This window comes from Enterococcus sp. DIV0970a (genome assembly GCF_051711265.1).
In the GTDB taxonomy this organism is placed as follows: Bacteria; Bacillota; Bacilli; order Lactobacillales; family Enterococcaceae; genus Enterococcus_D; species Enterococcus_D casseliflavus.
On the sequence record NZ_JBIOMF010000001.1, the window covers coordinates 1657222 to 1682648 of the forward strand.

24 protein-coding genes and 3 pseudogenes are annotated in these 25427 nt (G+C 36.1%); 24 read left to right on the forward strand and 3 right to left on the reverse strand.

The window, feature by feature from the left end:
- Positions 1 to 71 precede the first annotated feature (71 nt).
- The 8 genes and pseudogenes from IGK14_RS07910 to IGK14_RS07945 all read left to right on the forward strand — a co-directional run.
- A complete protein-coding gene (locus tag IGK14_RS07910; RefSeq protein WP_232624653.1) occupies positions 72 to 401 on the forward strand; it encodes a DNA/RNA helicase domain-containing protein in 330 nt (109 codons plus the stop codon).
- Between the two features lie 96 nt (positions 402 to 497).
- Positions 498 to 863 carry a hypothetical protein gene (locus tag IGK14_RS07915; protein ID WP_010748278.1) on the forward strand — a complete coding sequence of 122 codons (366 nt, stop codon included), beginning with the start codon at positions 498 to 500 and terminating at the stop codon, positions 861 to 863.
- A gap of 110 nt (positions 864 to 973) precedes the next feature.
- Entirely contained in the window at positions 974 to 1282 is a 309-nt protein-coding gene (locus tag IGK14_RS07920; RefSeq protein WP_438711990.1) for a hypothetical protein, read from the forward strand.
- Positions 1283 to 1353: 71 nt separating this feature from the next.
- Positions 1354 to 2393, forward strand: a protein-coding gene (locus IGK14_RS07925; protein WP_231434936.1) for an IS630 family transposase whose coding sequence is annotated in 2 segments (ribosomal slippage) — positions 1354 to 1851 and positions 1854 to 2393 — 1038 coding nt in all. Because the reading frame shifts where the segments join, the coding sequence is not laid out codon by codon here.
- 42 nt (positions 2394 to 2435) lie between these two features.
- A complete protein-coding gene (locus tag IGK14_RS07930; RefSeq protein WP_438711992.1) occupies positions 2436 to 3566 on the forward strand; it encodes a hypothetical protein in 1131 nt (376 codons plus the stop codon).
- Between the two features lie 151 nt (positions 3567 to 3717).
- Positions 3718 to 4458 (forward strand): endonuclease/exonuclease/phosphatase family protein, encoded by a 741-nt coding sequence (locus IGK14_RS07935; RefSeq protein WP_010748280.1) that lies wholly within the window; start codon positions 3718 to 3720, stop codon positions 4456 to 4458.
- A gap of 594 nt (positions 4459 to 5052) precedes the next feature.
- Complete coding sequence (locus tag IGK14_RS07940) at positions 5053 to 5244, forward strand: DUF3173 domain-containing protein (RefSeq protein WP_010748281.1); 192 nt, start codon at positions 5053 to 5055, stop codon at positions 5242 to 5244.
- Positions 5244 to 5993, forward strand: a pseudogene (locus IGK14_RS07945) (Arm DNA-binding domain-containing protein); the annotation flags it as partial. The gene IGK14_RS07940 and the pseudogene IGK14_RS07945, both read left to right, overlap by 1 nt.
- Before the next feature lie 128 nt (positions 5994 to 6121).
- Here IGK14_RS07945 and IGK14_RS07950 read toward each other — a convergent pair.
- Positions 6122 to 7284, reverse strand: a protein-coding gene (locus IGK14_RS07950) for an IS3 family transposase (RefSeq protein ID WP_146946556.1) whose coding sequence is annotated in 2 segments (ribosomal slippage) — positions 6122 to 7008 and positions 7008 to 7284 — 1164 coding nt in all. Because the reading frame shifts where the segments join, the coding sequence is not laid out codon by codon here.
- Positions 7285 to 7359: 75 nt separating this feature from the next.
- On the opposite strand from IGK14_RS07950, the pseudogene IGK14_RS07955 reads away from it, so the two are divergent.
- The 3 genes and pseudogenes from IGK14_RS07955 to IGK14_RS07965 form a co-directional block, all read left to right on the forward strand.
- Positions 7360 to 7761, forward strand: a pseudogene (locus IGK14_RS07955) (site-specific integrase); the annotation flags it as partial.
- Between the two features lie 319 nt (positions 7762 to 8080).
- Complete coding sequence (locus IGK14_RS07960; RefSeq protein WP_231435323.1) at positions 8081 to 9031, forward strand: zinc-binding dehydrogenase; 951 nt, start codon at positions 8081 to 8083, stop codon at positions 9029 to 9031.
- Positions 9032 to 9303: 272 nt separating this feature from the next.
- The gene (locus IGK14_RS07965; protein ID WP_010748286.1) at positions 9304 to 9555 is read left to right on the forward strand and encodes a hypothetical protein; all 252 of its coding nucleotides are present in this window, start codon (positions 9304 to 9306) and stop codon (positions 9553 to 9555) included.
- A 212-nt stretch (positions 9556 to 9767) separates the two neighbouring features.
- On the opposite strand, the gene IGK14_RS07970 is transcribed toward IGK14_RS07965, so the two are convergent.
- Positions 9768 to 10277: an AAA family ATPase gene (locus tag IGK14_RS07970; protein WP_231435324.1), complete on the reverse strand. Its 510-nt coding sequence runs from the start codon at positions 10275 to 10277 to the stop codon at positions 9768 to 9770.
- A gap of 39 nt (positions 10278 to 10316) precedes the next feature.
- Positions 10317 to 10721 carry a hypothetical protein gene (locus IGK14_RS07975; protein WP_010748288.1) on the reverse strand — a complete coding sequence of 135 codons (405 nt, stop codon included), beginning with the start codon at positions 10719 to 10721 and terminating at the stop codon, positions 10317 to 10319.
- A 739-nt stretch (positions 10722 to 11460) separates the two neighbouring features.
- Between IGK14_RS07975 and IGK14_RS07980 the strand changes: the two are divergent.
- The 13 genes and pseudogenes from IGK14_RS07980 to IGK14_RS08040 all read left to right on the forward strand — a co-directional run bounded on the left by IGK14_RS07980 (position 11461) and on the right by IGK14_RS08040 (position 25406).
- Positions 11461 to 13191, forward strand: a pseudogene (locus IGK14_RS07980) (glycosyl hydrolase 115 family protein).
- Between the two features lie 377 nt (positions 13192 to 13568).
- Entirely contained in the window at positions 13569 to 13931 is a 363-nt protein-coding gene (locus IGK14_RS07985) for a DUF2620 domain-containing protein (RefSeq protein WP_010748292.1), read from the forward strand.
- 24 nt (positions 13932 to 13955) lie between these two features.
- Complete coding sequence (locus IGK14_RS07990; RefSeq protein ID WP_010748293.1) at positions 13956 to 15272, forward strand: YhfT family protein; 1317 nt, start codon at positions 13956 to 13958, stop codon at positions 15270 to 15272.
- Positions 15273 to 15285: 13 nt separating this feature from the next.
- On the forward strand, positions 15286 to 16158 hold the full coding sequence (locus tag IGK14_RS07995; RefSeq protein WP_010748294.1) for a phosphotriesterase family protein: 873 nt from the start codon (positions 15286 to 15288) through the stop codon (positions 16156 to 16158).
- 10 nt (positions 16159 to 16168) lie between these two features.
- Entirely contained in the window at positions 16169 to 17272 is a 1104-nt protein-coding gene (locus tag IGK14_RS08000) for an aminotransferase class V-fold PLP-dependent enzyme (RefSeq protein WP_010748295.1), read from the forward strand.
- Positions 17273 to 17276: 4 nt separating this feature from the next.
- On the forward strand, positions 17277 to 18200 hold the full coding sequence (gene yhfZ, locus IGK14_RS08005; RefSeq protein ID WP_438711997.1) for a GntR family transcriptional regulator YhfZ: 924 nt from the start codon (positions 17277 to 17279) through the stop codon (positions 18198 to 18200).
- A gap of 105 nt (positions 18201 to 18305) precedes the next feature.
- Positions 18306 to 18659: a PRD domain-containing protein gene (locus tag IGK14_RS08010; protein WP_010748297.1), complete on the forward strand. Its 354-nt coding sequence runs from the start codon at positions 18306 to 18308 to the stop codon at positions 18657 to 18659.
- 1 nt (position 18660) lies between these two features.
- On the forward strand, positions 18661 to 19815 hold the full coding sequence (locus tag IGK14_RS08015; protein WP_010748298.1) for a YhfX family PLP-dependent enzyme: 1155 nt from the start codon (positions 18661 to 18663) through the stop codon (positions 19813 to 19815).
- A gap of 4 nt (positions 19816 to 19819) precedes the next feature.
- Entirely contained in the window at positions 19820 to 21034 is a 1215-nt protein-coding gene (locus tag IGK14_RS08020; RefSeq protein WP_010748299.1) for a phosphopentomutase, read from the forward strand.
- 61 nt (positions 21035 to 21095) lie between these two features.
- A complete protein-coding gene (locus tag IGK14_RS08025; protein WP_010748300.1) occupies positions 21096 to 22130 on the forward strand; it encodes an amidase family protein in 1035 nt (344 codons plus the stop codon).
- Positions 22131 to 22423: 293 nt separating this feature from the next.
- Positions 22424 to 23527, forward strand: a complete 1104-nt coding sequence (locus IGK14_RS08030; RefSeq protein WP_154694485.1) for a hypothetical protein — start codon at positions 22424 to 22426, stop codon at positions 23525 to 23527.
- Positions 23524 to 24723, forward strand: a complete 1200-nt coding sequence (locus IGK14_RS08035; RefSeq protein WP_010748302.1) for a hypothetical protein — start codon at positions 23524 to 23526, stop codon at positions 24721 to 24723. Before IGK14_RS08030 ends, IGK14_RS08035 begins: the two co-directional genes overlap by 4 nt.
- Positions 24717 to 25406, forward strand: a complete 690-nt coding sequence (locus IGK14_RS08040; RefSeq protein ID WP_010748303.1) for an ABC transporter ATP-binding protein — start codon at positions 24717 to 24719, stop codon at positions 25404 to 25406. The genes IGK14_RS08035 and IGK14_RS08040 overlap by 7 nt, the downstream gene beginning before the upstream one ends.
- Positions 25407 to 25427: the final 21 nt, after the last annotated feature.

The window sequence follows — 25427 nt, forward strand, 5'->3', positions numbered from 1 at the left end:
AGGATCCAGAAATTACCCATTGGCACGAAGGGAATCTTAACAAACGATGGAATTCTACACAAGAAAACTGGATTAATTCGAAAGATCCCAATGCAGAGGATCAGATTGGATCAGTTTTTGCTGTTCAAAAGATTGACTTGAATAAAGTCGGAGTACTGATTGGAAATGATCTACAAGTCGATGAGGCAGGAAGTCTTATTGGTAATCCCGATAATTTTCACAATGTAAATGGTAAGTTTTCAAAGAATGATGCTAATCCGGAGAACGAAAATGAATTTACACTGTTTGTATTGAACATCTACTATATTTTGCTAACCAGGGGTATTGATGGCGTACGAATAGGTTTTTGGAAAAATGAATCATTTAAGAAATATTTGGAAGATACACTTCAAATTGAATAAGTGGATATAATACATCATTTTTAAACAAAATTAGAGTTGTTGATTAAGTGATTCAAGGCATCAGTAGAACCAAAACATATGACGGAGGGAAATAACATGGGAAATTTAGGTTGGTATCAATTAATGATAACTTTAGCAAAAAAAGTTGGTGGACCAAAAGTATTATTAGGGCTGGTGGCTGCAGGTGGTTACGTAATAATTAGAACTGCAGAAGCGGGAGGAAAGAAAGTAGTTAAATTGGTTAAAAAAAAGAGTGCATCAAAAATAGAAGAAGCCAGTCTTATAACTTTCATTTTTACAGAGACCGGTGTTGGCGATGGTGGGCTTAAATATTCCGAAGGAGAATCTTTTTTTGTAGCAGCAACTCATGATGATGTGATTTTAATTGAAAAAGAAAACGATAAAGATAATCCGTATTTTGTTAGTGGAGATTGGTTGAAAAAAGTTAGCACATATGTGTAAATGAGATGATCAAGCTTTCATAATAGAAACTATACTATAAAGTAAATAATTATTATTTTGATCAACTACAGAACTAGTAAGTTTAGATAATTAAAATGGAGTTGGTATCTTTGAAGATAAGTGAAAAATTGAAATTAGAACGTAATCAGAGTGAATTGGATTTTGTAGATATTGATTTGGATAATGATACAGCTTTATTTTTAGATCCGTATTTTTTATCGATAAGAGAAGACAAGTGGTCAAAAAAGGCTCATAGAACATTGGAAAATTATTTTCAATTTGTTTTGAATCTTTTGGAAAAAGGAGAAGAAAATAAGGCAAAAGAATATTTTAGATTTAATGAACCTGAAGAAGTTTGTTTTGGACTGTCCAAATCGGGGACACATGGTAAAGGATTAGGAAAAGATGAATCTATATAAATTGAGTTAAATTGTATTCGTTTTTCCTCCTATAGGCGTATACTAAAGAAAACACTTGAGGAGTGGGGAACATGGAAACAGAACGCCAAATCCGTGAATTGGAAAAAGCGATGAATACGACAGACAACCGCCGGTTGTACGAGCGTTTCCTGGCAGTCAAGTTGGTTCTTGAAGGCCACACCCGGAAAGAAGCCGGGCACACCATCGGCCGCGACGAGCATACTGTCAGCCACTATGTGAAAAATTACTGCCATAATGGAATCCAAGGTTTAGTCTCCAAAAAACAAAGCGGACGACCTTCACGGCTGACAGATGAACAGGAAGCGGAACTGGTCCAAATCGTCGCCTACCACACTCCGGAGGAAGTAGGTTTCAAATCCCGTGCCAATTGGACATTGGCGATTGTGTGTGACCTGATTCTCCGGGAATGGAGTTATGGATATACGCAAAAAGGCGTGGCGGACCTCCTTCACCGGCTAGGACTAAGCTGGACCCGTCCGACGTATACCCTCAAAAAAGCGGATTCCAAGAAACAACAGGTATTTTTGGAAGAAACCTTCCCGAGCCTAAAAAAAAATTGCTGAATAGCGATATTGACCACCTCCTATTCGAGGACGAAACCATGATCCGGGATTACCAAGCCATTGGCTGCACCTGGTTTCTCCGCGGCCACCAGCGAAAAATCCCCACTTATGGACAACACAAAGGGGTAATATTGATAGGCACCTTGGATTATGAAACCGGTCGGATCATTTGTACAGAAGAAGGGGCATACGACGCAGCGGCCTTCCTCCGTTTTCTGGAGCGGACGTTGCGGGAATACCCCACCGGAAAAATCGTGATGGTATTGGATAATGCCCGTATCCACCACGCCAAGCTGATCCAGTCTTTTCTTGAAGAAAACGCTAGGCGCCTGGCACTCATCTTCCTCCCTCCCTACAGCCCTCAGTTGAACCTAATGGAAGGCGTTTGGAAGTGGCTCAAGGAATCGGTCATCAACAATGTTTTTTTTGACCACGTCCAGAAAATCAAACAGTCGGTCCGCGGTTTCTTAGCCGATGTAAACGAGCGTCCCCTTGAGGTGATTGACCGACTGTGCGTGCGGATGTAAAGTATTTAATTCAACCTATATAGCAAACTTTTCAATTATATTATGGAAAGTAAAGCAGTAGAAGACGGTGTAATCAATACGTCAAGTGATATAAAAATATTTGTCCCAAATATTGGTCATGATAAACTATCTGATTTGACGATTAATGTTATTAGAAAACATTTAATTGAATACACAAAAGACCAAATGTACTTACATGGTATATCGTTAACCAATGCTCCGTCTGGAATTTATTGGGACACGGAATTACACTCCTGGAATAATAGTTATGAAGATATGTTGGTAATTGAGGGGAAGCCTGTAATTTTGGTTCCCAAAGCAATAGTGTGTAAAATTGAGAACTATTTCTATGATTATAGCGTATATGCTAATAACCCTGTTTACTTTTACCTGAAAGAAAGAGAACTAAGAATTGGTTCAAGTCTAGTCAAGGAAAGAAAAAATGGAGAAAAATATGTTACAAAGAAAGATTTAAAAGAGGAATATGGATTTGATAAAAAAACTTTTCTGCAAAAGTTTACTAAGGAACATCCAGAAATATATGATCATTTTAAGGTTCAAGCAAAAGATAAGGTTAAATCAATCGATGATTCTGAACTAATCGAAAACCATTATGATGAAGTTTACATTGGATTAATTGATAGCTTAATTAGCAAATTTAAAACTATACCTTCTGGGAAAAAAGTTGCCAATGATTATCATAACCTCATTATTGGTACAATGACATTTCTGTTTTATCCAGACTTAATTAATCCAGTAAAGGAGCAGCCTCTTCACGATGGTAGAAAAAGAATTGATATCACATATGATAATGCGTCCAAAGAGGGGTTTTTTTATACACTGTCGAATAATAAAAAAATTCCTTGTTCATATGTATTTGTTGAATGCAAAAACTATACAGGCGAAGTATTAAATCCAGAATTCGATCAATTAAATGGACGTTTTTCTGTAAACAATGGACAATTTGGTTTCTTGGTATTTAGAAAAACTGAAAATGAAGAGGCTATAATAAAACGTTGTCAAGATTTTTATACAGATATGAGAAGTTTGATTATTCCAATTATGGATAAAGATTTTATTAAAATGTTAGAGGGAAAGAAAGTGTCTCAAACTAATGCTCCCCAACAAAATTTTCTGAATGAAATTACAAGAAAAATAATGCTTGGCTTATAAAATGGATAGCTAATAGCTTCTACTAAAGACTAAGAAACTAAGTCAGACAATCAAGTTAAAAAGAAAGAAAACAAATGAGAATTAGGAGCCATGGGGGATATCTGAAAACTTAAATAACTCTGAAGTAGTTTTTTAGAAAGGGTGGATATCTGTGGAAGTGACTGTTTTAGCAATAAATGCTATGAATAATTATTATCGTATTGCTGATCAAAGGAAGAAACATAACTTGAGTATAAAAGAAAGAATTGCTTCTAAAGTTCCAACACTCTTTTTCATTACTGAGGTTTCACAAGATTGTGAAGTTGAAGAATTTGATTTGCCAGAGTATAAAATCTTTGGATTACCAGCTAGTAGAGAAAAAACATTGGGAAGTGTAGTAGGGATTAAAATAGATACTCTCAAGAATGATTGTTCTTTTGAAGACTATAGTGCAAAATGGTTTATACATCGTGGGGTGCAAGTTGATTTTGTCCTGAAAAATGATATGTTCTTAAGTGTTCTTGGAATATATCCTGCTAGTTTTGATTCTAATTTTTGTCCTGAAATCTTTACTAGAATGACTGATTGGATTGATTCACAAGTAAAAAAAAGAACGAATTTTATCGTAGCTGGGGATATAAATTGTGATACAGATTCTAAGGATGTAATTTTTCCTCAGTATGATTTCACACATCTAAAAATACTTGCTAATCAATATGATGCTTGGCTTGATGGAAATGCAATTAAAAAAGGAGAACCCACTACCAGCCCGTCTCAAAAAACAAGAATTGATAGAATTTTTACCGATCTGACTATTAAATATATAGAACACTCTTGGAACAAATTTGAAAGTTTAAGTGATCATGCTGTGATTTTTTCTAAATTGCAACTCAAAAATGTAGATGACAATTAGCTTATCAGATTTTTTTTGTTATTTTTTTGAAACTCAAATAAGACAAGCCGATTTTGAAAATAAAATTCCTATCAAAAGCACGCCACGCAACTTGAATACGACCAGAAAACTAATTATGATGCTTCATTATTAATAGAGCAACTATCTCCATTTTAATACCATTGAAATATCAACAATCTTCAATCAACATCAATGAACTTAAATTTCTAAAGAAAGCAACTTTCTTCCAAAAAGAGTTGCTTTTTTGTCTTCTCAATTGTCTTTATTAGTGTAAAGAAAAATGGCCTTTGAAAACTGAATACAAAAATCTATCAGTACTTTCCATTTGCAGGGAGCATTTCTCAATTACGCCATGATGAGTAATGAGTAACCGGAGCGATAAATAATTGAGATAAGAATCGTCAAATTGGAGCCATAATCTGCAAATGTAATAATGATACTTCCGTAACCAAATTGGCTCGCCATCACTGGGGAGAGGTGAAAATCCTATGAGCTCTTTGACATGAGCAGCTGGTAGATAAATAAGTGTTTTTTGTAATTTGTAACTTATGTTTTTTTCGTGAGGCGCTGACATATGAAAGAGAAGGCGGTAGAATGAAAACAGCCACTCGGCAAGATATTATCAAGTTGGGATTTTCACGGTATTACGCTGACAAGATCTTCAAGGAATGCAAAGCTCTTTTGGTCACTAATGGGTATTCTTTTTATCGAAATAACAAGATTAAAAGGATACCCGTGAGTGTCATTGAGGAGGTCTTACACATTTCTTGGGAGGATGAATACTGATGAGAAGAGTTGCAAATGTGTACAAAGACGAGAAGAGAGGAACGTGGTATTTTTCATTAACTTTGGGTTATGATCGTTTCGGAAAGAGAATTAAACCCACTAGAAGAGGATTTAAATCGCCAAAAGAAGCAAAAGATGCGATGGAAGAATTGAAAAAGAATTATTCTGATTCTCAAGAAATTTATTTACAAGGGATTACTTTTCGTGAGTTTTACAAAAAGTATTTTTTCCCATGGTATAAACTTGGGACGATTGAGAAAACCTACGTAAAAACCGATAAGACTTTAAAACGTGCTTTAGCTTATTTTGGAAAAATGCAGATGGAAAAAATTAGACCGATTCATATCCAAGAGTTTCAACAATTTCTTGTTCAAGAATGTTCTGTCACGAATAAAGAAGGAAAAATTCGTCCACTATCGAATAATTATATTAAACAGATTTTTAATAAGTTACGGGTTATTTTTAAACGTGCGGTAGTTTTGGAAGTCATTGAGGAGAATCCGGTAGACACCATTGGAAAAATAAGAACCCAACGATCGGTTGTGGCATTTTGGACTGTTGATGAATTTAAGAAAGTATACAATTGTTCTTATCGCTGTGATTTCCAAGAAGAATTTTATAAACGAATGATGCGTTTTTTATTCGTGACAGGACTTAGAAGTGAAGAACTTTTTGCGTTACAATGGCCAGATATTGATTTTTGTAAAGGAACTTGTAGTTTGAGTAAGTCACTCTATATTCGTACAAGATGGAATGGCAACAGTTTTTTTGACAAATTTTATAAGGTGCAGAACTTCCTTCCGTATGCTATTCCGATTGTCCTTGACAATGAGCCTCCTCGGATGTGACGATCTTCGGCAGGAGCTAACAGTTAAAGTTAGACTGCCTCGCTAGCGTTAGCACATCCGAGCTCATTATCAAGGATTCGCTGCGCCAATCTCTGGTTACGGTAACCAACCGGTGTCTCGTAGCCAAGTGTACCGTGCAACCGAAGGTGGTTCCACCAATTGACATAGTCAAATAACTCCAAATCCAATTGTTGTAAGGTTTCAAATGTGTATTGATAGACAAATTCTACTTTCAACGACTTATAAGTTGATTCAGCTACGGCATTATCAAAAGGACAGCCTTTATGACTCAATGATCGATTGATGTCAAAAGTTGTTAATAATTCATCAATAGCTTGGTTATCAAACTCTTTTCCACGATCAGTATGAAAAATCTCAACCTCTGTCAGAGGTTGTTTGATACGGCTAAATGCTTTTTTTACTAGAACGGCATCTTTATGTTCTCCACAAGAATAGCCGAGAATTTCTCGATTGAACAGATCCAAAATGAAACAGACATAATTCCATTTTTTCCCGACTCGTACATAAGTCAAGTCTGTTACGATCGCTTCTAATGGGTTGTCTCTTAAGAATTTACGATTCAATACGTTTGTCGTTTTGGCTTCATTGCAAGTAGAATGATGTACTTTAAAATAAGCAACAGTATAGCTCGATTTTAATCCTCTATTTTTCATGATTCTACTAATTTTTCGTCGGCTGATCCGAATGCCTCGTTTTGATAAGGCTTTTTTTATTTTTCTTGAGCCGTAGGCCTTTCGGCTGCGGATAAATTCTTCAGCGACTACTTCTTCAAGTTCTGATTCGTCTTTCTTTGGTTTTGATTGATAATAATAGGACTGACGTGATAGACCTAATATTCTGCACATCGCTGATATAGGGTAAAGATGCTTATTCGCATCGATTACTTGTCTCTTCGTCCGAATATCAGTGCTGCTTGCTTTAAAATATCATTTTCCATTTCTAATTGCTGGTTTCTTTTACGTAGTTCTAACAATTCTTTTTGTTCAGGTGTAAGATTATCTTTTTCTTTGAATGAACCACTCGTTTTAGATTGCTTTACCCATTTGTCAAATGCTGAAGCCGTTAGTTCATATTCTCGAATGATTTCTACACGTGGCTTTCCAGCTAAGTAAAGATTGACGATTTGTTGCTTGAATTCTTGTGAAAAAGTTCTTCGTGTTCTCTTAGACATAAAAATTCTTCCTGGTATGTTTTCTTCTAGTCTACACACCTTAATTTTTCTGTCTAGTTAATTGTAGCCTATCCAAGAACGGATTATGATTTCTCGGATACTAAAAATACTTCAAGTATCCGAACGATTACTCTAGACAAGCAAACGATAGAAGATTTGAGGGAATGGAAAAAGTCTCAAAAAACGATTGGAGATGATTTAGGCATTATTTTTACCTTTGATGGTTTACCGCCATCTCCAAAGACATTTTTAAGTCGAGTAAAAAAATTAGCTGAGGTAGCTGGTGTCAAACCAATTCACCTACATGGATTACGGCATTCTCATGTGGCGTTTTTGATTGAGCATAATAATAATATCTATGCTGTTTCGAAGCGATTGGGACATTCCTCTGTTAAGACAACTTTGGATAAATATGGGCATCTTTATCCCGATACCAACCAAACTTTAGCAGATGAATTTACCAAATTTGAAGTGTAATTTTTTTTGCGATTTACTGCTGTCAAATTACTGTCACGAGCCATTTTTAGCCGATTTTTGATTTTTCGATGTTGATATACCGGGATTTATAGGCTATTTGTCGGAATCGAAAATGGATGAGGACGAACCGAAGAAATAATCTGTTTTGACGGATGTCAGTAAGAGGAATAAAATGAAAGTAGCTTCGAGAGAAGGTGCTTTTTTTGAATAAAAGGAAAATCTAAAATGACCGAAGGGACATTCATCGGTTGTTTAGTAGATAGTTTCAATCGATTGATGCGTGGCTTTTGATAGATTGAAGATCGGAGATGATTTGCGCATGAAGGCGTTGTATTTTAATGAATTCGGTGATTCAACTGTTTTAACATATGGGGATTTGCCTGATCCCATCATTCATGAAAATGAGCTATTGGTAGAAATGGTGTATATTGGGTTGAATTATGCTGATATTTATCGGAGAAAGGGCAGCTATCATATTGAATCCCGAGACCCTCTTATTAATGGCTATGAAGGGGTAGGGAGGATTATTCAAAAAGGAACATCTGTCTCCAAGTTTCAGCTAGGGGAAACGATTCTTTTTGTGGATGTTCATTTTGCTAATGCAGAATTGGTGGCTGTTCCTGAGGAAAATGCCATCCGTATTCCATCAGGTATACCACCTAAATTAGCAGCCAGTATTGGTCTGCAAGGGTTGACAGCTGATTTTTTAGCTCATGATCTTGGCAATAATGTGAATCGTAGTAAGGTCTTCGTCCATGGGATAATTGGTGGTGTCGGACAAATTTTATCGCAATTATTAACCGCAGATGGTCTAGAAGTTTATGGCGTCACTTCTACGGAAGAAAAGCGACAACTGGCTTTAGACCAAGGAGCAAAACAAGTCTTTTTAAGAAATACAGAATGGCAAGATACCTACACTTCTTTCTTTGATACCGTTTATGATGGCATTGGGCATACATTAGCCGAAAGTGTCGACTTGCTCAAAAATAGAGGAAAGGTTATCTTTTTTGGCATGGCCGGCGGAAATCCGCCAGCGATCGACTTTATTCCCTTGTTATCTAAATCAAAAAGTATTTTGACAGGGGATCTCTGGGATTACTTGACAAGTTTTCAAGAGCGGGAGAGAAGAAGCTCTCGATTGTTTGACTACTTTAGCAAGGATCAAATGAAAATCAGTCAACCAACCATTTTTTCATTAGCTGACGGAAAAGCTGCCCATGATTATTTAGAATCTGGAAAAAGTATCGGTAAAATTCTGCTGCAACCATAAGAAGGTAAAAAACTAGATGTTTTTATTGTAAACGATACACCGAATGTTTGATGTTTCACTAAGGCGTTTTTTTATATAATCGATATTTCTCTTTTGATACATCTTTAAGGATAAAAATAAATGTAAAATGAATAGAATATTGCAATAATCTAATGTTTTCTACTTCTTCAGTGAGAATAAGATAAAACTTTGTGATAAACAATACATTTAATTTGAAAATATTTAATTACAGCAGTAAGATAAATATATCAAATACTTAAGGAGTGATATCTATGACAAACTATGAAGAAAAGGAAGCAAAAGCATTGGTAAAGATTGCAGAGGTTCTTGATAAGTTAGATGAGAATTTAGCGGAATTAGACAGACTAGATGCAGACGCCAAAAAACATAGTATGAAGAAATGGATCGTTGAGAAAAAAGCGATTCATGAAATCAAAAAGATCGCACACGAAGCCGGTAAGTATGAAAAGTACGATGAAAAAGCACTACAAAAAGAAATTGATGAAGTTGAGAAGTATATGTAATTGAAGAAAAATAAGAAATTGTCATCATTATTCAGCAATTGAAATCTGAACTGATAAAAGCCAAATTTCAATTGAAGATATAGAATTGACAATGATCTCAATAAGCCCATGCTCTTATGAGTGTGGGCTTATTTGTATCAGTCGCAAGAAGTAGCTCTCTGATAATAGTTGTGTTAAAAACATGTGCCAAAATTTACTCATTGAAGAAATATTTAAGAAGATGCCAAAATTTTTTTTGTTATTTTTGAAACGGTCTCTGCAACAGAGTGATGGGAAATATCAATTTTTCTTGAACGCAATTCAGTATATTTTGGTAACCTATCCAGTGAACGCTGTAAATCAGAGAGTGTTCGTTTCCCGGTGGTTATATCTCCTTCAAAGTTTTTCTGCAATTTTTCTGGCGAGGCAATTAATGAGAAGTGTTGCACGTCAATATCTTCCAATGCGATGCCGTTCAAGACTCGATCCACAATTTTTTGCTCATCCATAACCCAGCAAAAATAAATGACGTTGATCATAGAGTTATTGATAAAAGAGTTTAACAGAAAATGGATATTGTTGATCACCATATCCTTATTTTCTTCATTGACGACAAACGGATTCATCATCCAGCACCAATCCCCGTCAAGGTAAACAGACTGCTTTGTTTGTTGGGATAGTTCTTCAGTTATAGTTGATTTACCAATTCCCATCGTACCGCTGATCAATATAAGCTTTTTCATTAGACTACCTCTACCTTTCATATAAAAAGTAATTTTTTCTCAATCCAAAAATGTGTTTAGATTTTTAACTGTGATCCAACCATTCTCTTTCCACAGCCCAATTTCTTCAGAACAAGCAACTTTTTCACTCGGTTCCTCATGCAACAACAATTGGATTTTCTGTCCGTACAGTAGTTTTCGAGTCAAAGCAAAGGTTGCTTCCGCAAAGCCAGCTGCACCGATATAACCACAGATGCCATTTTTTTCTTTGTTATACAAATAAAAAATCTCGGCTTTTTCTATGTCTTTATAAAAGTCTACGAATAAGGTTGGAAACTGAGTAGAAAGATCGTCCGTGGCTTTTGGATAATTGATCACCTGATGACCGTTTTCAGTAAGTGTATTCGTTAGTTCTTCAAAATCCTTTTGAAAAGCGATACTTCCAGAAATAATTATTTTTGACATACTATGGCTCCTTGTCGTTGATTTACTTCATTATATCAGGATGAAGGTGCTAAGCGAGGGAAATTTTAGCTAACTTGTATCGCCAATCTAGTAATGGGAAGGACGAAATTATTGATTGAATTAAAGTAATCTATCTATGAGAGACGTGTTTACATAAAAGAAGACGATTAAAACCACAATACGAAAAAAGTCTGTTTTTTTAATTTTTTCATCGATTTTCTCTACTTTTTTGGGGAAAGGTTTCGTTTATTCTATACTTGTAAACGATCTCAAAGTTTTTAAATGGGGATTATTAGAATGATTTTTAGAATGTGGTCCTATTTTTTCAAAGAGCGAATTGACTATCAAGTTATAGATAGAATATTAGTTACAGTACAGTAGTTGGATTCTCATTAGAGTTAAAATAATGAAAGAAAAAGATAAAACGGGGGATTACATGGAAACAACATTTTTCATTTCGAAAAATACTTCTGTCACGTCAAAACAGTTGAAAAATGAAGTGATTGGACATGCTTGCGAGATCTTGCAGCGTGACATTTTAACCGTTGTGACAGACACGAGGAAGGCAAATGAAATTGAATTGGTTTTACTTGATGGAAAAAATGAAACGGATGTTTTTCATATACTTTTCGTATCGCCAGATAAAGTAAAAGTGTGTGCTGAAACACAGTTAGGATTAATGTATGGGGTTCTTGAAATCTCTCATAAAATTTTAGGTGTTCAACCCTTTTGGTATTTCATGGATATTCCCCCAATAAAAAAGCCATTTATTGAATGGACAGATTTTGATTTAACATTGCCTGATTTTGCAACGGACTACCGGGGCTGGTTTGTCAATGATGAGTTGTTGCTGGATCATTGGGAAGATAATGGTTCAAATGAATATGTCTGGGAACGTATTTATGAAACATTGTTACGTTTAGGCGGAAATGTTATCATCCCGGGAACAGATAAGAACAGTCATAGACATCGGGAAAATGCGCAAGCGATGGGGTTGATCTATACACATCATCATGCCGAGCCATTAGGCGCTGAGATGTTTGCTAGAAGGTATCCCGGTTTAAAGGCTTCATACGAGGAACATTTTGAGTTGTTTCAGGAATTATGGAAAAAAGCCTTACACTAGCAAAAAGGTACCAACGTCATTTACACACTCGGTTTTCGTGGACAGGGGGATTGTCCTTTTTGGGCAGAAGATCTTGATCGACAGTGGTCTGCAGCGGAAAAAGCAGTAGTGATCAACGAAATCGTTTATCTGCAATATCATATGGTTAAAGAAGTCGATCCCCATGCAGTATGTTCAATGAATATTTATGGGGAGATGACGGAATTATTTAATCTTGGCTTACTTGAGCTTCCAGATGATGTGATTGAGATTTGGGCGGATAATGGTTATGGCAAAATGATTTCTCGTAGACAAGAAAATCACGATCCTCGAGATGAGGTGTTAACAAACACACCAAAACCAAATCAATCAAGAGGAATCTATTATCACGTTGCCTTTCATGATTTACAAGCATCTAATTTCTTGACGATCTTGCCTAATAGCCCAGAATTTGTTTCTAGAGAGTTAATGGCGGTTAGAGAAGTCAAGATGGATAAGTTTGTCTTAGTTAATACAGGCAACATAAAACCGCATATTTTGTTCTTACAAGAAATAGCGAATTTCTGGCGAGCAGATTATCAGTTACGAACCAATCAAGAGATAATTTCAGAGCATGTAACACAATACTCTCAAAATCAGCAAGAAGAGATCCAAGCTGTCTATGATGCTTACTTTGAAGCGGTTATTCGCTATGGAACACATGAGGATCAAGCCGCTGGGGACGAGTTTGCCTGTTATTTGATTCGAAAAATTATTCAATCCTGGCTCAAGCAAGAAACAAAAATTCCGAGGATAGAATGGTTGACGGGTGATCAAAAAATCAAGGAGCAAGTCACAGAAATTTTCTCTATGGTAGGAGAAAAGATAGCAGCCTGGGAGAATCTATTGCTGAGATGCCAGCAGATTTCATCATCCCTTCAGGATAAACATGCACAAAATGCTCGCTTTTTTAATGATATTTACCTCTCAGTAGCTGTTCAATGCAAAACGTTAAAAGCACTGCTCCATTTGTTAGACACTTATCAGATGCTTGATCGGGAAGAAATGGTCTTTGTATTTGTAAAAGTTTTCGATGCGTTAGAAGAAATTCATCAACTAATTCAAATACTGAAGGAAAATCCTAGTGATACATGGTATGATTTTTATGAAAATGATGGCTATACCAACCTAACATTGACAAAAGAGATGATCAAAAGTCTGTTGTCTTACATTCGCATCATTGGCGATGGTCCAGATCAAGATCAGTGGGAGAGAAAATATATTATGGATCCCACTGAATCAAGAGTTATGTTGCTTTCAAATACTAAAAAAGCGCTGACGGATGAAAAGTTAGCAAGAAAAATCAGAGTAACCTTAAGGTGTTGAAACAAGTACTTTTAAAGACGCGATTAGACCTCTTTACATTTTTTATTTATAAAGTTGCATTTTGTTCCTAGTTGCAAATAAAAACTACGGCAACACAAAAGTCAAAATTATACTGCCCAAGGAATTCGAGAATAGAAATATAGGAATAAGTGACTAAGAGGAACAAAGAAACCTACTTTTTTGGTGTGAGTATACGCTAAGCGAAGTAGGTTTTTCATAAAACAGTTTTAAAAAAGGGCAGAGTTGAAACAAACTTTCATTCAAATGATTTTTAGAAAGGGCTTGCAATTGATTGTGTCTCCGGTTACAATCAATTTGTAATTATTGATTATTTATCAATATACAAAAAAATGTACATTCATGAGGAGGAAATTGTGATGAAAAAAATAGTTATCGGCGGTCAAATCGATAAGGACGAGGTGAAAGCATTAGTCGAAACGTTTGGTGATGATCAGTTCGAGATTGTTATCAAAAGTGATTTAGATGCTGCGATGGCAGTCAAAAATAAACAAGCTGACTACTACATCGGCGCATGTAATACTGGTGGTGGGGGTGCTCTGGCAATGGCATTAGCTTTATTAGGCCATGATAACTGTGTAACTGTTTCTATGCCTGGAAAAGTGATGCCGGAATCTGAAATAAGAGAACATGTCAGTTCAGGAAAAAAAGCTTTTGGATTTACCGCTCAGCATAAAGAAGCAGTAGTACCTATCATTATAGACGAACTAAAAAAACAATAGATTATATAATTTGGGGGAAAAGAGATGGAATCGTCGAAAATTGTTGAATTAATTGCTATTGCACTTTTAGGGGGACTTTGTGCAGTGTTAGCAAATAAAGGAATCGCTGTTTTTAATGACGGATTAAGGCCAATCATTCCGGAATTTTTAGAAGGAAAAATTGGTAAGAAAGAAATTGCAGCGACAAGTTTTGCTTTAAGTTTTGGATTAGTCATTGGATTTGGCATTCCTGTTTCAATAGGTGCATCTATTCTATTAGTCCATAGTGTATTATTAATGACAGATATTATCGGATCTTGGGCACCGGAAGGCAAAATCGGAGTTATTGTTGCTGCTAGTGTAGGAGCTATTTATGGTGTTGGATTAGTTATTGGACTCCAAGCGGTTGTTGATCTCTTTGCAATGATGCCGGTGAACTTTATGGACTCACTTTCGCAAGTAGGTGCTCCTGTAGTTATTGGTTTTAGTATTTTTCCAGCGATTGCAATCGCTAGTCAACATGGATTCAAAAAAGGTGCGATTTCATTCAGCGCTACACTTTTAACATTGTTTGTTGTAAAACGTTTTGGTACATTTGATTTAGGAAATGGCGCAACATTAACACTTAGTGCAGAAGGAATGTCCTTACTTGTTGGGATGCTCTTCATGATTGTTTATGCCATTCAAGTGAAAAGCGATGGTAGTAACTCAAATGAGAGCCTTGTAAGTGTATTTTTAGAACGTGTGAATCGTATTAAGAAGAACTGGTTATGGTTATCCGTTACAGGGGGCTTAGTGGCGGCATCAACAAGTTTGATGATTATTGCAGGTGATCCTATTTCATTAAATTTGCTTTCAGAAGGAAAAATGAGTGAAGCTGCATTAGCTGCTTTTGCTCGTGGAATTGGCTTCATTCCCTTAGTTTTTTCCACTGCAATCGTTACAGGTGTGTATAGCCCAGCTGGCACGACTTTTGTATTTGTCGCAGGAATCTTATTGAATGGTAATCCTCCTGTTGCTTTTCTAGTTGGCGCACTGCTAATGTTTGTTGAAGTACAATTATTGACCTTAATGGCAAAAGCCCTTGACAAATTTCCAGGCATACGCGAAATGGGTGAACATATTCGTACAGCTATGAATAAAGTATTAGAAGTTGCTCTTTTAATTGGGGGAGCGATGGCATCTGAGCAAATTGCACCAGGAATAGGTTTTTTCTGGGTCATCGGTTTGATGCTTTTGAATAGAAAAGCGAAAAAACCAGTCGTAGAATTAGCCGTGGGTCCTATTGCTGCAATCAGTTTAGGCGTTATTGTCAACATTTTGTATTTATTGGGATTATTCGCACCAATAGTTGCAAACTAGGAGGATTGAAGTGATGTTGTTAGACGGTATAACTTATATGCACGAACATACTACGATCGATCTTTCACGTCTGAAGAAAGATGATGATACGAACTTAAATTGTTTTGATGAGACTGTTTCAGAATACAAAAAATTGTATTCTAAGGGAGTTCGTAATATAGTAGACCTGACAAATATGGACATGAGAAGAAATTCCGAATATGTTCAGCAAGTATCTGAGCTATCTAAAATCAATATTGTCCAAGCAACAGGATTTTACCAAGATAAATTTTTACCTGAATTTGTGACGTCAGCTACGATTGAAGAGTTGACTGATTTTATGGTAAATGAGATAGAAAATGGAATTGCGGAAACCAGTATCAAAGCACAACTTATCGGTGAAATAGGGACAAGTAAAAACCATATGACTGAACGAGAAAGAAAAATATTTATCGCTGCTGTCCTCACTCAAAAACATTGTAATGTTCCTATATCGACTCACACAACATTGGGAACCTTTGGCCATGAACAAGTAAACTTTTTTAAAGAGCATGGGGCTGATTTAAATAAAGTGGTGATTGGACATGTGGATTTGACCGGTAATAGTGATTATATTTTAAGAATGTTAGATCAAGGGGTATATGTAGAATTTGACACGATTGGAAAAGAGAACTATCAACCAGATCTGCTAAGAATAGAGATGCTAAAAGAGATTGAAAAACGTGGTTATCAAGACAAAGTATTTCTTTCAATGGATATTACTCGAAAGTCAAATTTAGCATATCGAGGTGGAATAGGGTATTCTTATTTATTGGATACATTTGTTCCACTTGCACTTGAAAATGGTTTATCTGAGAATTTTATCGATAAAATGCTACGAGATAATCCAAGAATATTTATGAATTAGGAGCGAAATTATGGAGACATTCCCTTTAGAAAGTTTGTCGATAGAAGAAGCGACTCAAATGCAGTTTCGCTTTGTAGATGCTATAACCAGAAACTTCTCAGGTGAAGAAATTCTAACACGAGGGGATCTTGGTGTTGTAAAAGGGTTAAATCAGCCGAGGACTACTCAAAAAGTTGAAAAGGTTTTGGCAGATTTTTTTAATGCTGAGGCTGCGATGCTTGTACGCGGTTCTGGTACGAATGCCATTAGGTTAGCATTATATTCTCTTTTAGGAACTAACAAAACTTTAATGGTTCATGATGCACCAATCTATCCTACGTCAAAAGTATCGATTGAGATGTTAGGATTAAAAACAATTTTTGCTGATTATAATCATCTCGAGGAAGTCAAAGAAAAACTTTTGAATAATAAAGTAGACGGAATATTGATTCAAGTAACAAGACAAAAATTTGATGATTCCTATGATTTAAAATCATTGATTGCCTTTATCCGATCGTTTGATGAAACTATCCAGATCATTACTGATGACAATTATTCGGCTCTAAAAACTAAGGGGTTAGGTTCCGAATTCGGTGCCAATCTATCTTGTTTCTCTACGTTCAAATTGCTTGGTCCTGAAGGTATTGGTTGTATTGTTGGTGAGAAAAAAGCGATTCAACGCCTGAAGAATGACAACTATTCTGGTGGTGGGCAGGTTCAAGGTCATGAAGCAATAGACGTTTTAAAAGGATTGATCTATGCACCGGTCTCATTGGCTATATCAGCAAAAGTAAGTGAAGAGGTTTGTGGTCGAATCAATCAACAAGAAATTGGAGGGATTGAAAAAGCATTTCTAATCAATGCTCAGTCGAAGGTAATTGTCGTCAAATTAAAAAAGCCAATTGCAAAAAAAGTCATTGAACAAGCTACAAGTTTTGGTGCCTTACCCAATCCAGTAGGAGCAGAATCAAAATATGAGTTCTCTCCACTTGTCTATCGGGTTTCTGGCACATTTAGAGCAGCTGATCCAGATGCTGAACAATTCATGATTCGTATAAATCCCAATCGATCAGGTGCAGACACGATCATGCGGATTTTAAAACAGGCAATGGATGTTGTTGAAAAAGAGGTGTGAGTCTATGGGAGAAGAATTTTTAAAGAAAAAAGGAATCATTGTTAACTACTTAGCATCAGATCTTTTACAAAAGAAAAAGGGCGATCGAGTTCAAAGTGTTACGGAATATCAAAATAAATATAAAGTAGCCAGAGGGACTGTTCAAAATGCTTGGAGTTTTTTAAAAGAGATTGATGCAATAAAAGTTAAAAGTCACGGTCATATGGGCACATTTATAGAAGAAATTAATTATAATATTTTGCAAGAATATGCGTTATCAGATACGATTCTCGGTACAATGACCTTACCATATTCACGTCTATATGAGGGACTAGCAACAGGAATATATGAAGCCTTCAAAGAAAATAAAATTAAATTAAATCTTGCATATATTCGAGGATCAAAAGAGCGTGTTCGATCAATCTTGAATAAAACGTATCGTTTTGCAATTGTTTCAAAATTTGCGGCAAATCAAGCAATAAAAAATGGAGAACCGATTGAAATCACATTGGACTTTGGACAACATACTTATCTTAGTGAGCATGTGTTGCTATTTAGGGACAAGAAAAAAAAGTCAATTGAAAAAGGGATGAAGATTGCTATTGACTATAGTTCAATTGACCAACAATTATTAACGAAAGCAGTCGTTAATGAGACACAAGTTGAATTTGTTGAAATGCAAGGGCATCAAATCGTATCTTCTTTACAAAATGGTAGCATTGATGCTGGGATCTGGAATTTTGATGAAATTAGAGATAAAAACCATCAAGGGCTCTATGCTGTTCCATTAGAAGGAAGTGAAATGGAGCAAGAAATGAGTACTTCCGTTATCATTACCCATACGGAAGAAACGTCTATGAAAGCATTCTTCCAAAAAAGCGTAGATAAAGGAAAAATTCTTACTATTCAAAAAGAGGTTTGTGAAGGGCGTTTAATTCCTCAGTATTGATTTCATTTACAGTTTTATACCAGGGCAGGCAATCAGGAAACCTAGTTTCTTATCCATTGCTTGATAGAATATGTTTTTGTGTTTTGAGTGAAATAGGGGGATTAGATGATTAGAGAAAAATTAGCAATATTACTAAGTTCAAAAGTAATCGATGAAAATACTTATGAGTATGTTTTGCGCGTATTAGATTATTTATTACAGCAAAAAATTATTGATAATGATAAAAAAGCGGATGTCTTTTTGACTCATCTAGCGATGGCAGACCAACGACGAAAGCAAAATGAGACGATAAATGACCTCGAATCTTTTATCAGTCAGGAAATCCAATCTGATCCAAAATTTCTTCACTCGAAAGAATTATGGCAGGATCTTCAAAGAATGACAAAAGGAAAGCAATTTGCTGAAGCTGAGCTTGATTACTTTTATCTTCATATCATCAATATGTTGAGGGAGGAATAACATGTTTTTGAATGTTACCATCCAAAGAAATCAAAAACTGGTTGACGCTGCAATCTCTCTCCATAAAGAAGGAAAAATACTTCCAGATACCTATGTCTTGGATCTTGATATGATTGAAAAAAATGCTGCAAGCTTAGCAGAAGATGCCAAGACACATGGAATAAACTTGTTTTATATGACTAAGCAATTTGGCCGCAACCCATTAGTTGCACAAAAGATACATGATTCGGGAATCAAAAAAGCGGTGGTCGTGGATTATAAAGAAGCATTGATTCTTATGGAACAAAATCTACCATTAGGAAATGTGGGTCATTTAGTTCAAATACCACGGAATCTTTTAACTAGAATCATGAATTACGGAACTGATTATATCACGGTTTATTCTTTGGAGGCGTTACAACAAATCATTCAAGCAGCTGAAGAGCTTACTATAAAACAAAAGATTCTAGTAAAAATCATTGAATCTGATGATCAGATTTACGAGGGGCAATTTGGTGGATTTCATTTAAACGAGTTATCTTCAATTGTTGAATTAGTTAGACAAACAGACCATGTGACCATTGAAGGTGTGACCTCTTTTCCTTGTTTCTTATTTGATGGCGAATCGAAGTTATTACCTACCAATAATTTGAAAACGATCCAGCAAGCGAAAAAAATTTTTGAAGAGTTAGGGATCGTAATAAAAGAAGTGAATATTCCGTCAGCAACTTGTCACGAAACTATTCCTTTCATAAAAAAAATTGGGGGAACACAAGGCGAACCCGGACATGCACTTACTGGAACTACACCATTACATTCAAAGATGATGTTACCGGAACATCCAGCTATGGTTTATGTGAGCGAAATATCGCATAACTTAGATAATCATGCTTATTTTTATGGTGGTGGATATTATCGACGTGGACATCTTGACTCGGCCCTGATTGTAAGTTCGGAATCAGTTAAAAAAGACCGAGTTCGACCTTTTAGCAATGAAAATATTGATTATTATCTTTCAACAGAATCCACCCACCCTGTGGGAGCTACCGTTATCGCTGCATTTCGAACACAAATTTTTGTTACTAGAAGTGATGTAGCAGTTGTTTCAGGTATTCAAAATGGCTCGCCAAAAGTCGAAGGTATATATGATAGCCTTGGAAATATAGTTAGAAGGTGAAAAAATGGGGAAATTTGTTGTTATCGTTTTAGATAGTTTTGGCGTTGGCGCAATGGATGATGTTAAGGAGGTTCGACCTAGAGATCTAGGAAGCAACACTGCTGCACATATCATTGCCTCCAATCCGTCAATTAATATACCAACGTTGGAAAGCTTAGGTTTGATGAATGCTCTTGGTTTTGAGATAAAAAATCATAAATTTTCACCGACAGCAAATTATGGCACAGCTGACCTAGCACACTATGGAGCCGACTCATTCTTAGGACATCAAGAAATTATGGGCACAACACCTAAGATTCCATTGATTCAACCATTCAATCAAAAAATCGATGAAGTCGAAGCTAATCTGATAAAGTATGGTCATCAAGTTCGAAGAGTGGGTGAAAGCGGGACACAGATTTTAGTTGTAGATGAACTTGCAACGGTCGGTGATAACTTGGAAACAGATTATGGACAAGTTTATAATGTTTCCGCTTGTCTGGATTTGATCTCCTTTAATGACTTGGCAAAAATTGGGCATGTTGTAAGGGAAGTGGTTGAGGTTTCTAGAGTCATTACTTTTGGTGGTGAAAACATAACATTAAAAGACTTACTCGGAGCAAGAAAAACAAGGAATGGAGAAATTGCAGGAGTAGATGCTCCACAATCTGGCGTATATAATACTGGTTATCAAGTCGTTCATCTTGGATATGGTATTAATAAAAATGTTCAAACTCCCACAATCTTAGATCATGCAAATATCCCAGTTTCTTTTTTGGGCAAAGTCGCGGATATTATCCAGACGGATAGTAAACGCTTATTTCCAGGAGTTGATACAAATCGTCTTTTTGATGATTTGATCAATGAAGTGAAAACGCTTGATCATGGTTTTTTTGCGCTGAATATTCAAGAAACTGATTTGGCTGGTCATGCGGAAGATGTAAATCGTTATTCTGATCGTTTAGAAATTAGTGATAAACGAATCAAAGAATTGCTTCCATCCTTAAAAAGGGGGGATATCCTAATTGTTATGGCAGACCATGGGAACGATCCCACGATAGGGCACAGCAATCATACTCGAGAAAAGGTTCCCTTATTGCTTTATAGTCCAGGCATCCATAATAAATATTTAGGAAACAGGCAAACCCTTGCAGATGTCGGCGCAACTGTAGCAGATTACTTTAATGTTTCGCCTCCTCAAAATGGACAGTCATTTTTGCCAGAATTGTTTATTAGTTAAATGTAATGGCTCGATTGATGGTAGTAAAACCAAAAATCGAGCCTTTTAAGGAGTTTATAAAATGGAGCAGAATAGAGTTCAAGAGTATTCCAAGCGAACAAGTTTAGCAATGGCAAATTTTTACAATTCCGTCATTAAAGTATTTCCTAATTGCATAGAGAAAATCAGTTCCTCTTCTGGATATTATATTGGACTGAAAGATTCTATAGTTTTCACATCTTTCTTTATAGATTTTTTGGAGAAAAATGGCTTCCATCTTCACACGATTGACAAAGCAAGTCATAAAGGAAGAGGGATAGATATAGATTTAAGAAATCCAATTACTGGTGGTGTAATGACTGGTTCATCGAGTGGAACAGCTGTGAACGTTTTTTTAGGTATTAATGATGTTGGAATCGGTACGGACGGAGGTGGTTCAGTTTTAGCTCCAGCAGCAGCTTTAAATTTAGTTGGTTATATCCATCCGGAAGTGGGAAAGAAAATGCTCGGATTAGAAAAAATGGTAAAATCTTCAACAGATGGCATATCTTTCACACCATCCCTCGGACTTATTAGTCGTGATTTAAATCTCATAGAGCAATTAGCACAAATCTTTACTGATCATAAGGACCAAGAAAAGACAGTAATTGTTGCTGTAGACTCAGAAATAAATAAGGATCATTTATCAGTAGACATGGAGACTATGAAAATAATTACGAAGGATTTTTCCTATAAGTATCAAGAAAGTCGTAAAAAATTAATTGATGAAGTAGAACGATTGTTTTTAGATGTAGATATAATTATTTCGAAAGAAGGACCAATTGACATTTACGGTATTGGTGAAACACTCATCGGACATTTTGATGTTCAGACGCGAGAAAATCAAATTGCTGGTAAAAAAGGATTTATCAGAGTTGTCAATATGTGTAATGCTATCGGGTTGATCGTTCCAACTACAAGTCTAGCTATTGGGTACTTAATAATCGGAAAGCCTCAATCAGGAATTGAGCAACAAATGTTTCATTTAGCAAAAAAACTTATTGCCAAAGAAGATAGATTGTTAAAGAATTATTTTCTCGATCATCATTCTTATTTTGACGATGGATATAATTTGTAAAAGAATATCTTTGAAATTATAGCAACGAGTCGAAATCCAATAAGATTTAGTCAAACCATTGACATTTAATTGTCTTTGGTTTTTTTCTTTCAAAATGTGTTGACTGATGTAATAGAAAATATTAAGGTTTAAATAGCATTTTATATAAAATATAAAGATAAAAGTTTTGAAATATGATCAAAAAGCTTTGGTTTATCTTTAACTTTAACTAAAAAATAGACTTAAATACATTAAACTTTTTTTAGAAAGTAGTGATGTTTAAGTTTATCTATGAAAATCATAAGGAGCTTCTTTTGAAAAACACCTTACTCTTTTACCTAAAATTAGAAACAAACAGCCTAAAGCATCGCTTTATAGTAGTATTTTTGCTGTTATTGCCGCTATTTTTTGTTTTCATTCAAAAAAATGTGACAGAAACGGTTGCAGATATTGCTCAGGCACGACTATCATCTATCAATATCGCTTTACAAAGTTATCAAAATATTGATTTGACCGATGTCGAGAATACCGATGAGCGTTACCTTGGTCTTATTGATCAATCCAACGCTTTAGCAACCATGACACAATCTGCTATGTTAGAAAATCGCCAACGGTATCTGTTTGCCAGCATAGATTATGGTGAAAAAATGGGAACTTTCTATGAGCAGTATGCCGCTGAAAGTGACCGATCCTTGTTTCCAAAACAGTCAACAGTGGTTCAAGAAACAAGTGAGTTCACACAAGTACTTGCCAAAAACAAAGAATTTCATTGGAATCAGCAAGGATTCAGTGACTACTGGAAAACCGTCTTTTTACTCTATGGCGCACTACTTTTTTATTTGACTGTTTTCTGGTCAGCAGATCTTTTTCTTTCAGAAGTGAAACGTCCGCAGTTTTCCAACAGCTTACCTTTTAGAAAACGAGACCGAATTTTTATTCCTATCATCATTCGACTGGTAATTTGCACCATAGGGACCAGCTTGTTTTTGATCAGTGCTGTTTTTTGTTCTTTCTTTTTTGATCATGTTGATTTTTCATATCCTTTTGCCTATTGGTTGCGGGAAATTCAAGCAGTTGGATTTCTTCTCTTTTTGCTCTTGTATTTTCTGATGACGATTGTCATCACTGGGTTTGCCATTTGTTTGACCTCGTTCATTTTTACTGTAACGAAAGACGTCTTACAAACCTTCTTACTTGCTAGTTTACTTGGGGCATTACCGCTGATTGTTCCTAGTCGAATCTGGCTGCTTACACCGTTTCAATTTCTGAATGTCTTCCAGCTGCTTCAAGGAGACTATGCTTTTGCCAGTGATTGGTCATTCTATTCTTTTTATTTCGCTCTGATCCTCTTGCTCATCTTTACGGTCGCTCTTTTTTGGTTGACCACACAACGAGTGAAAGGGGGATTAAGGAAATGACTATCTGGATGTTCGAATTAAAGCGACAGTTTCGCCAAAAAAGAACGTATGTCTCTTTTTTCCTGCTTTTCTTCTTAGGTGTCTACTATACATTGCAGGTCGCCTCCAACTTCGAGCCGATCGATAAAATCAATCGACCTGTTATCAACACCAGAGTTGCGGAAAGACAGACATTTCTAGAAAATACTACTGTGGATGAAAATACTCACTTTTATGTTCATTATGCGCTGAGTGTATTTCCGATTTGGAACAAATGGGATCAAATGCGATTAGCAGCGATCGATGATCATGATTGGCGGCAATACGCTGAAGCCACGAGTGAATGGTATCGATTTTCTGACGAGCAGCTATTCGCAAACGATATTGGGGTTCTACGTTACGACATTCCTTATTATTTAAACAATAATCCGAATGCAAAAATCGATGGACATTACGACTATCAAAAAAATATCTTGAAATATCAGGAATTTGCCCGCTATGAGGGGGAGGTGACAGCACAAGCCTTGGAGGAAAAAACGGCTTTGCAGGCATTGCTCAGAAGCAGTGAAACGATCTTGCCAATGGCTTTGCTTTTCTTTTTCATTTTAGGAATTAGTGATAGTTTTACACGGGACCAAAAACATGAGACACTGCTTGCGACATTTCCATTGCGCAAGTCCCGCAGATTTTTAGCCAAAGCTGCAGCTGGGTTAGCGTATGGGCTCAGCTTGCTTTTACCAGTCATGGCTTGCGTTTTTCTCCATAGCTTTACCCATGAAGTTGGGCGCTTAGATTATCCAGTGGCGGTTTATTGGACAAGTGGTATCGAAGTGAATTTTGGTTTATCGACGTTGGGAAGCGTGTTGCTTCGTTGCCTTGCTCTCTATGTGTTGTTCCTGATTCTTGGTTTTCTATTTGCGTTTTTACTAAATAAGTGGTTTTCTTCTCAGATTATTAGTGCGATGTTTTCATTGTTGCTGCTTGTTTCCAGTAATTTTTATCTGGTTCGAGGTGGCGGAGCATACAATAGCTGGCATTTTTTCCCCACTTCTTTTGTTAGTATTGGGAAGGTCGTATTGGGGAGAAGCTGGTTTGATTATTATGATCCTCGGATGCGTTTTGATTTCGGAGTCAGGGTCTTATTAGCCTGGATCGTTAGTTTAACGGGTTTGCTTCTGCTTACCTATCTGATTGAAGGGAGACGAAAAAAATGTTGAGCATTCAGAATTTATCCGTCAATTTTGGAGATAAGCAGATCCTAAAAAATATTTCCTTTGAATTGTCAGAAAAGGCGATTATTGGTTTAGTAGCGCCAAATGGTACTGGCAAGACCACAATGATGAAAGCAATCCTGGGACAAGTATCGCGCTTTTCTGGCGAGATAACATTAAACGGCGAAGATTTCACTTCGCTAAAGAAAAAAAGCCGTTTATTAGAAAATGTATCTCTATTACCAGATCAAAGTGAATTGTTCGAGGAATTTACCGGTATTGAACATCTTGAGCTATACAAAAGTATTTGGAAGTCATCAAAGAAGGTTGAAACGATCATTGCTCTGCTACAAATGGAAGATTATGCAAAAAATCGCGTAGCGACCTATTCATTAGGCATGCGTCAGCGGCTCTGTTTTGCGATGCAAGTAATCGGGGATACGTCATATATGTTCATGGACGAAGTGATGAACGGACTGGATCCTACCAATGTTTTATTGGTTTCGACTATTTTGCAGCAGCTGGCTGCAGAAGGAAAAGCGATCATGGTTTCTTCTCATATTTTGTATAATTTGGAGGAGATCTCTCAGCAGATCTTATTTCTGAAAGATGGGGTTATGTTTGAATACAATGATCCTAAAAAATCATTGATGGAAAAATATCAGGAGATTTATGTGAAGGTTCAATAATAAAAGGACAACCGTCAATTA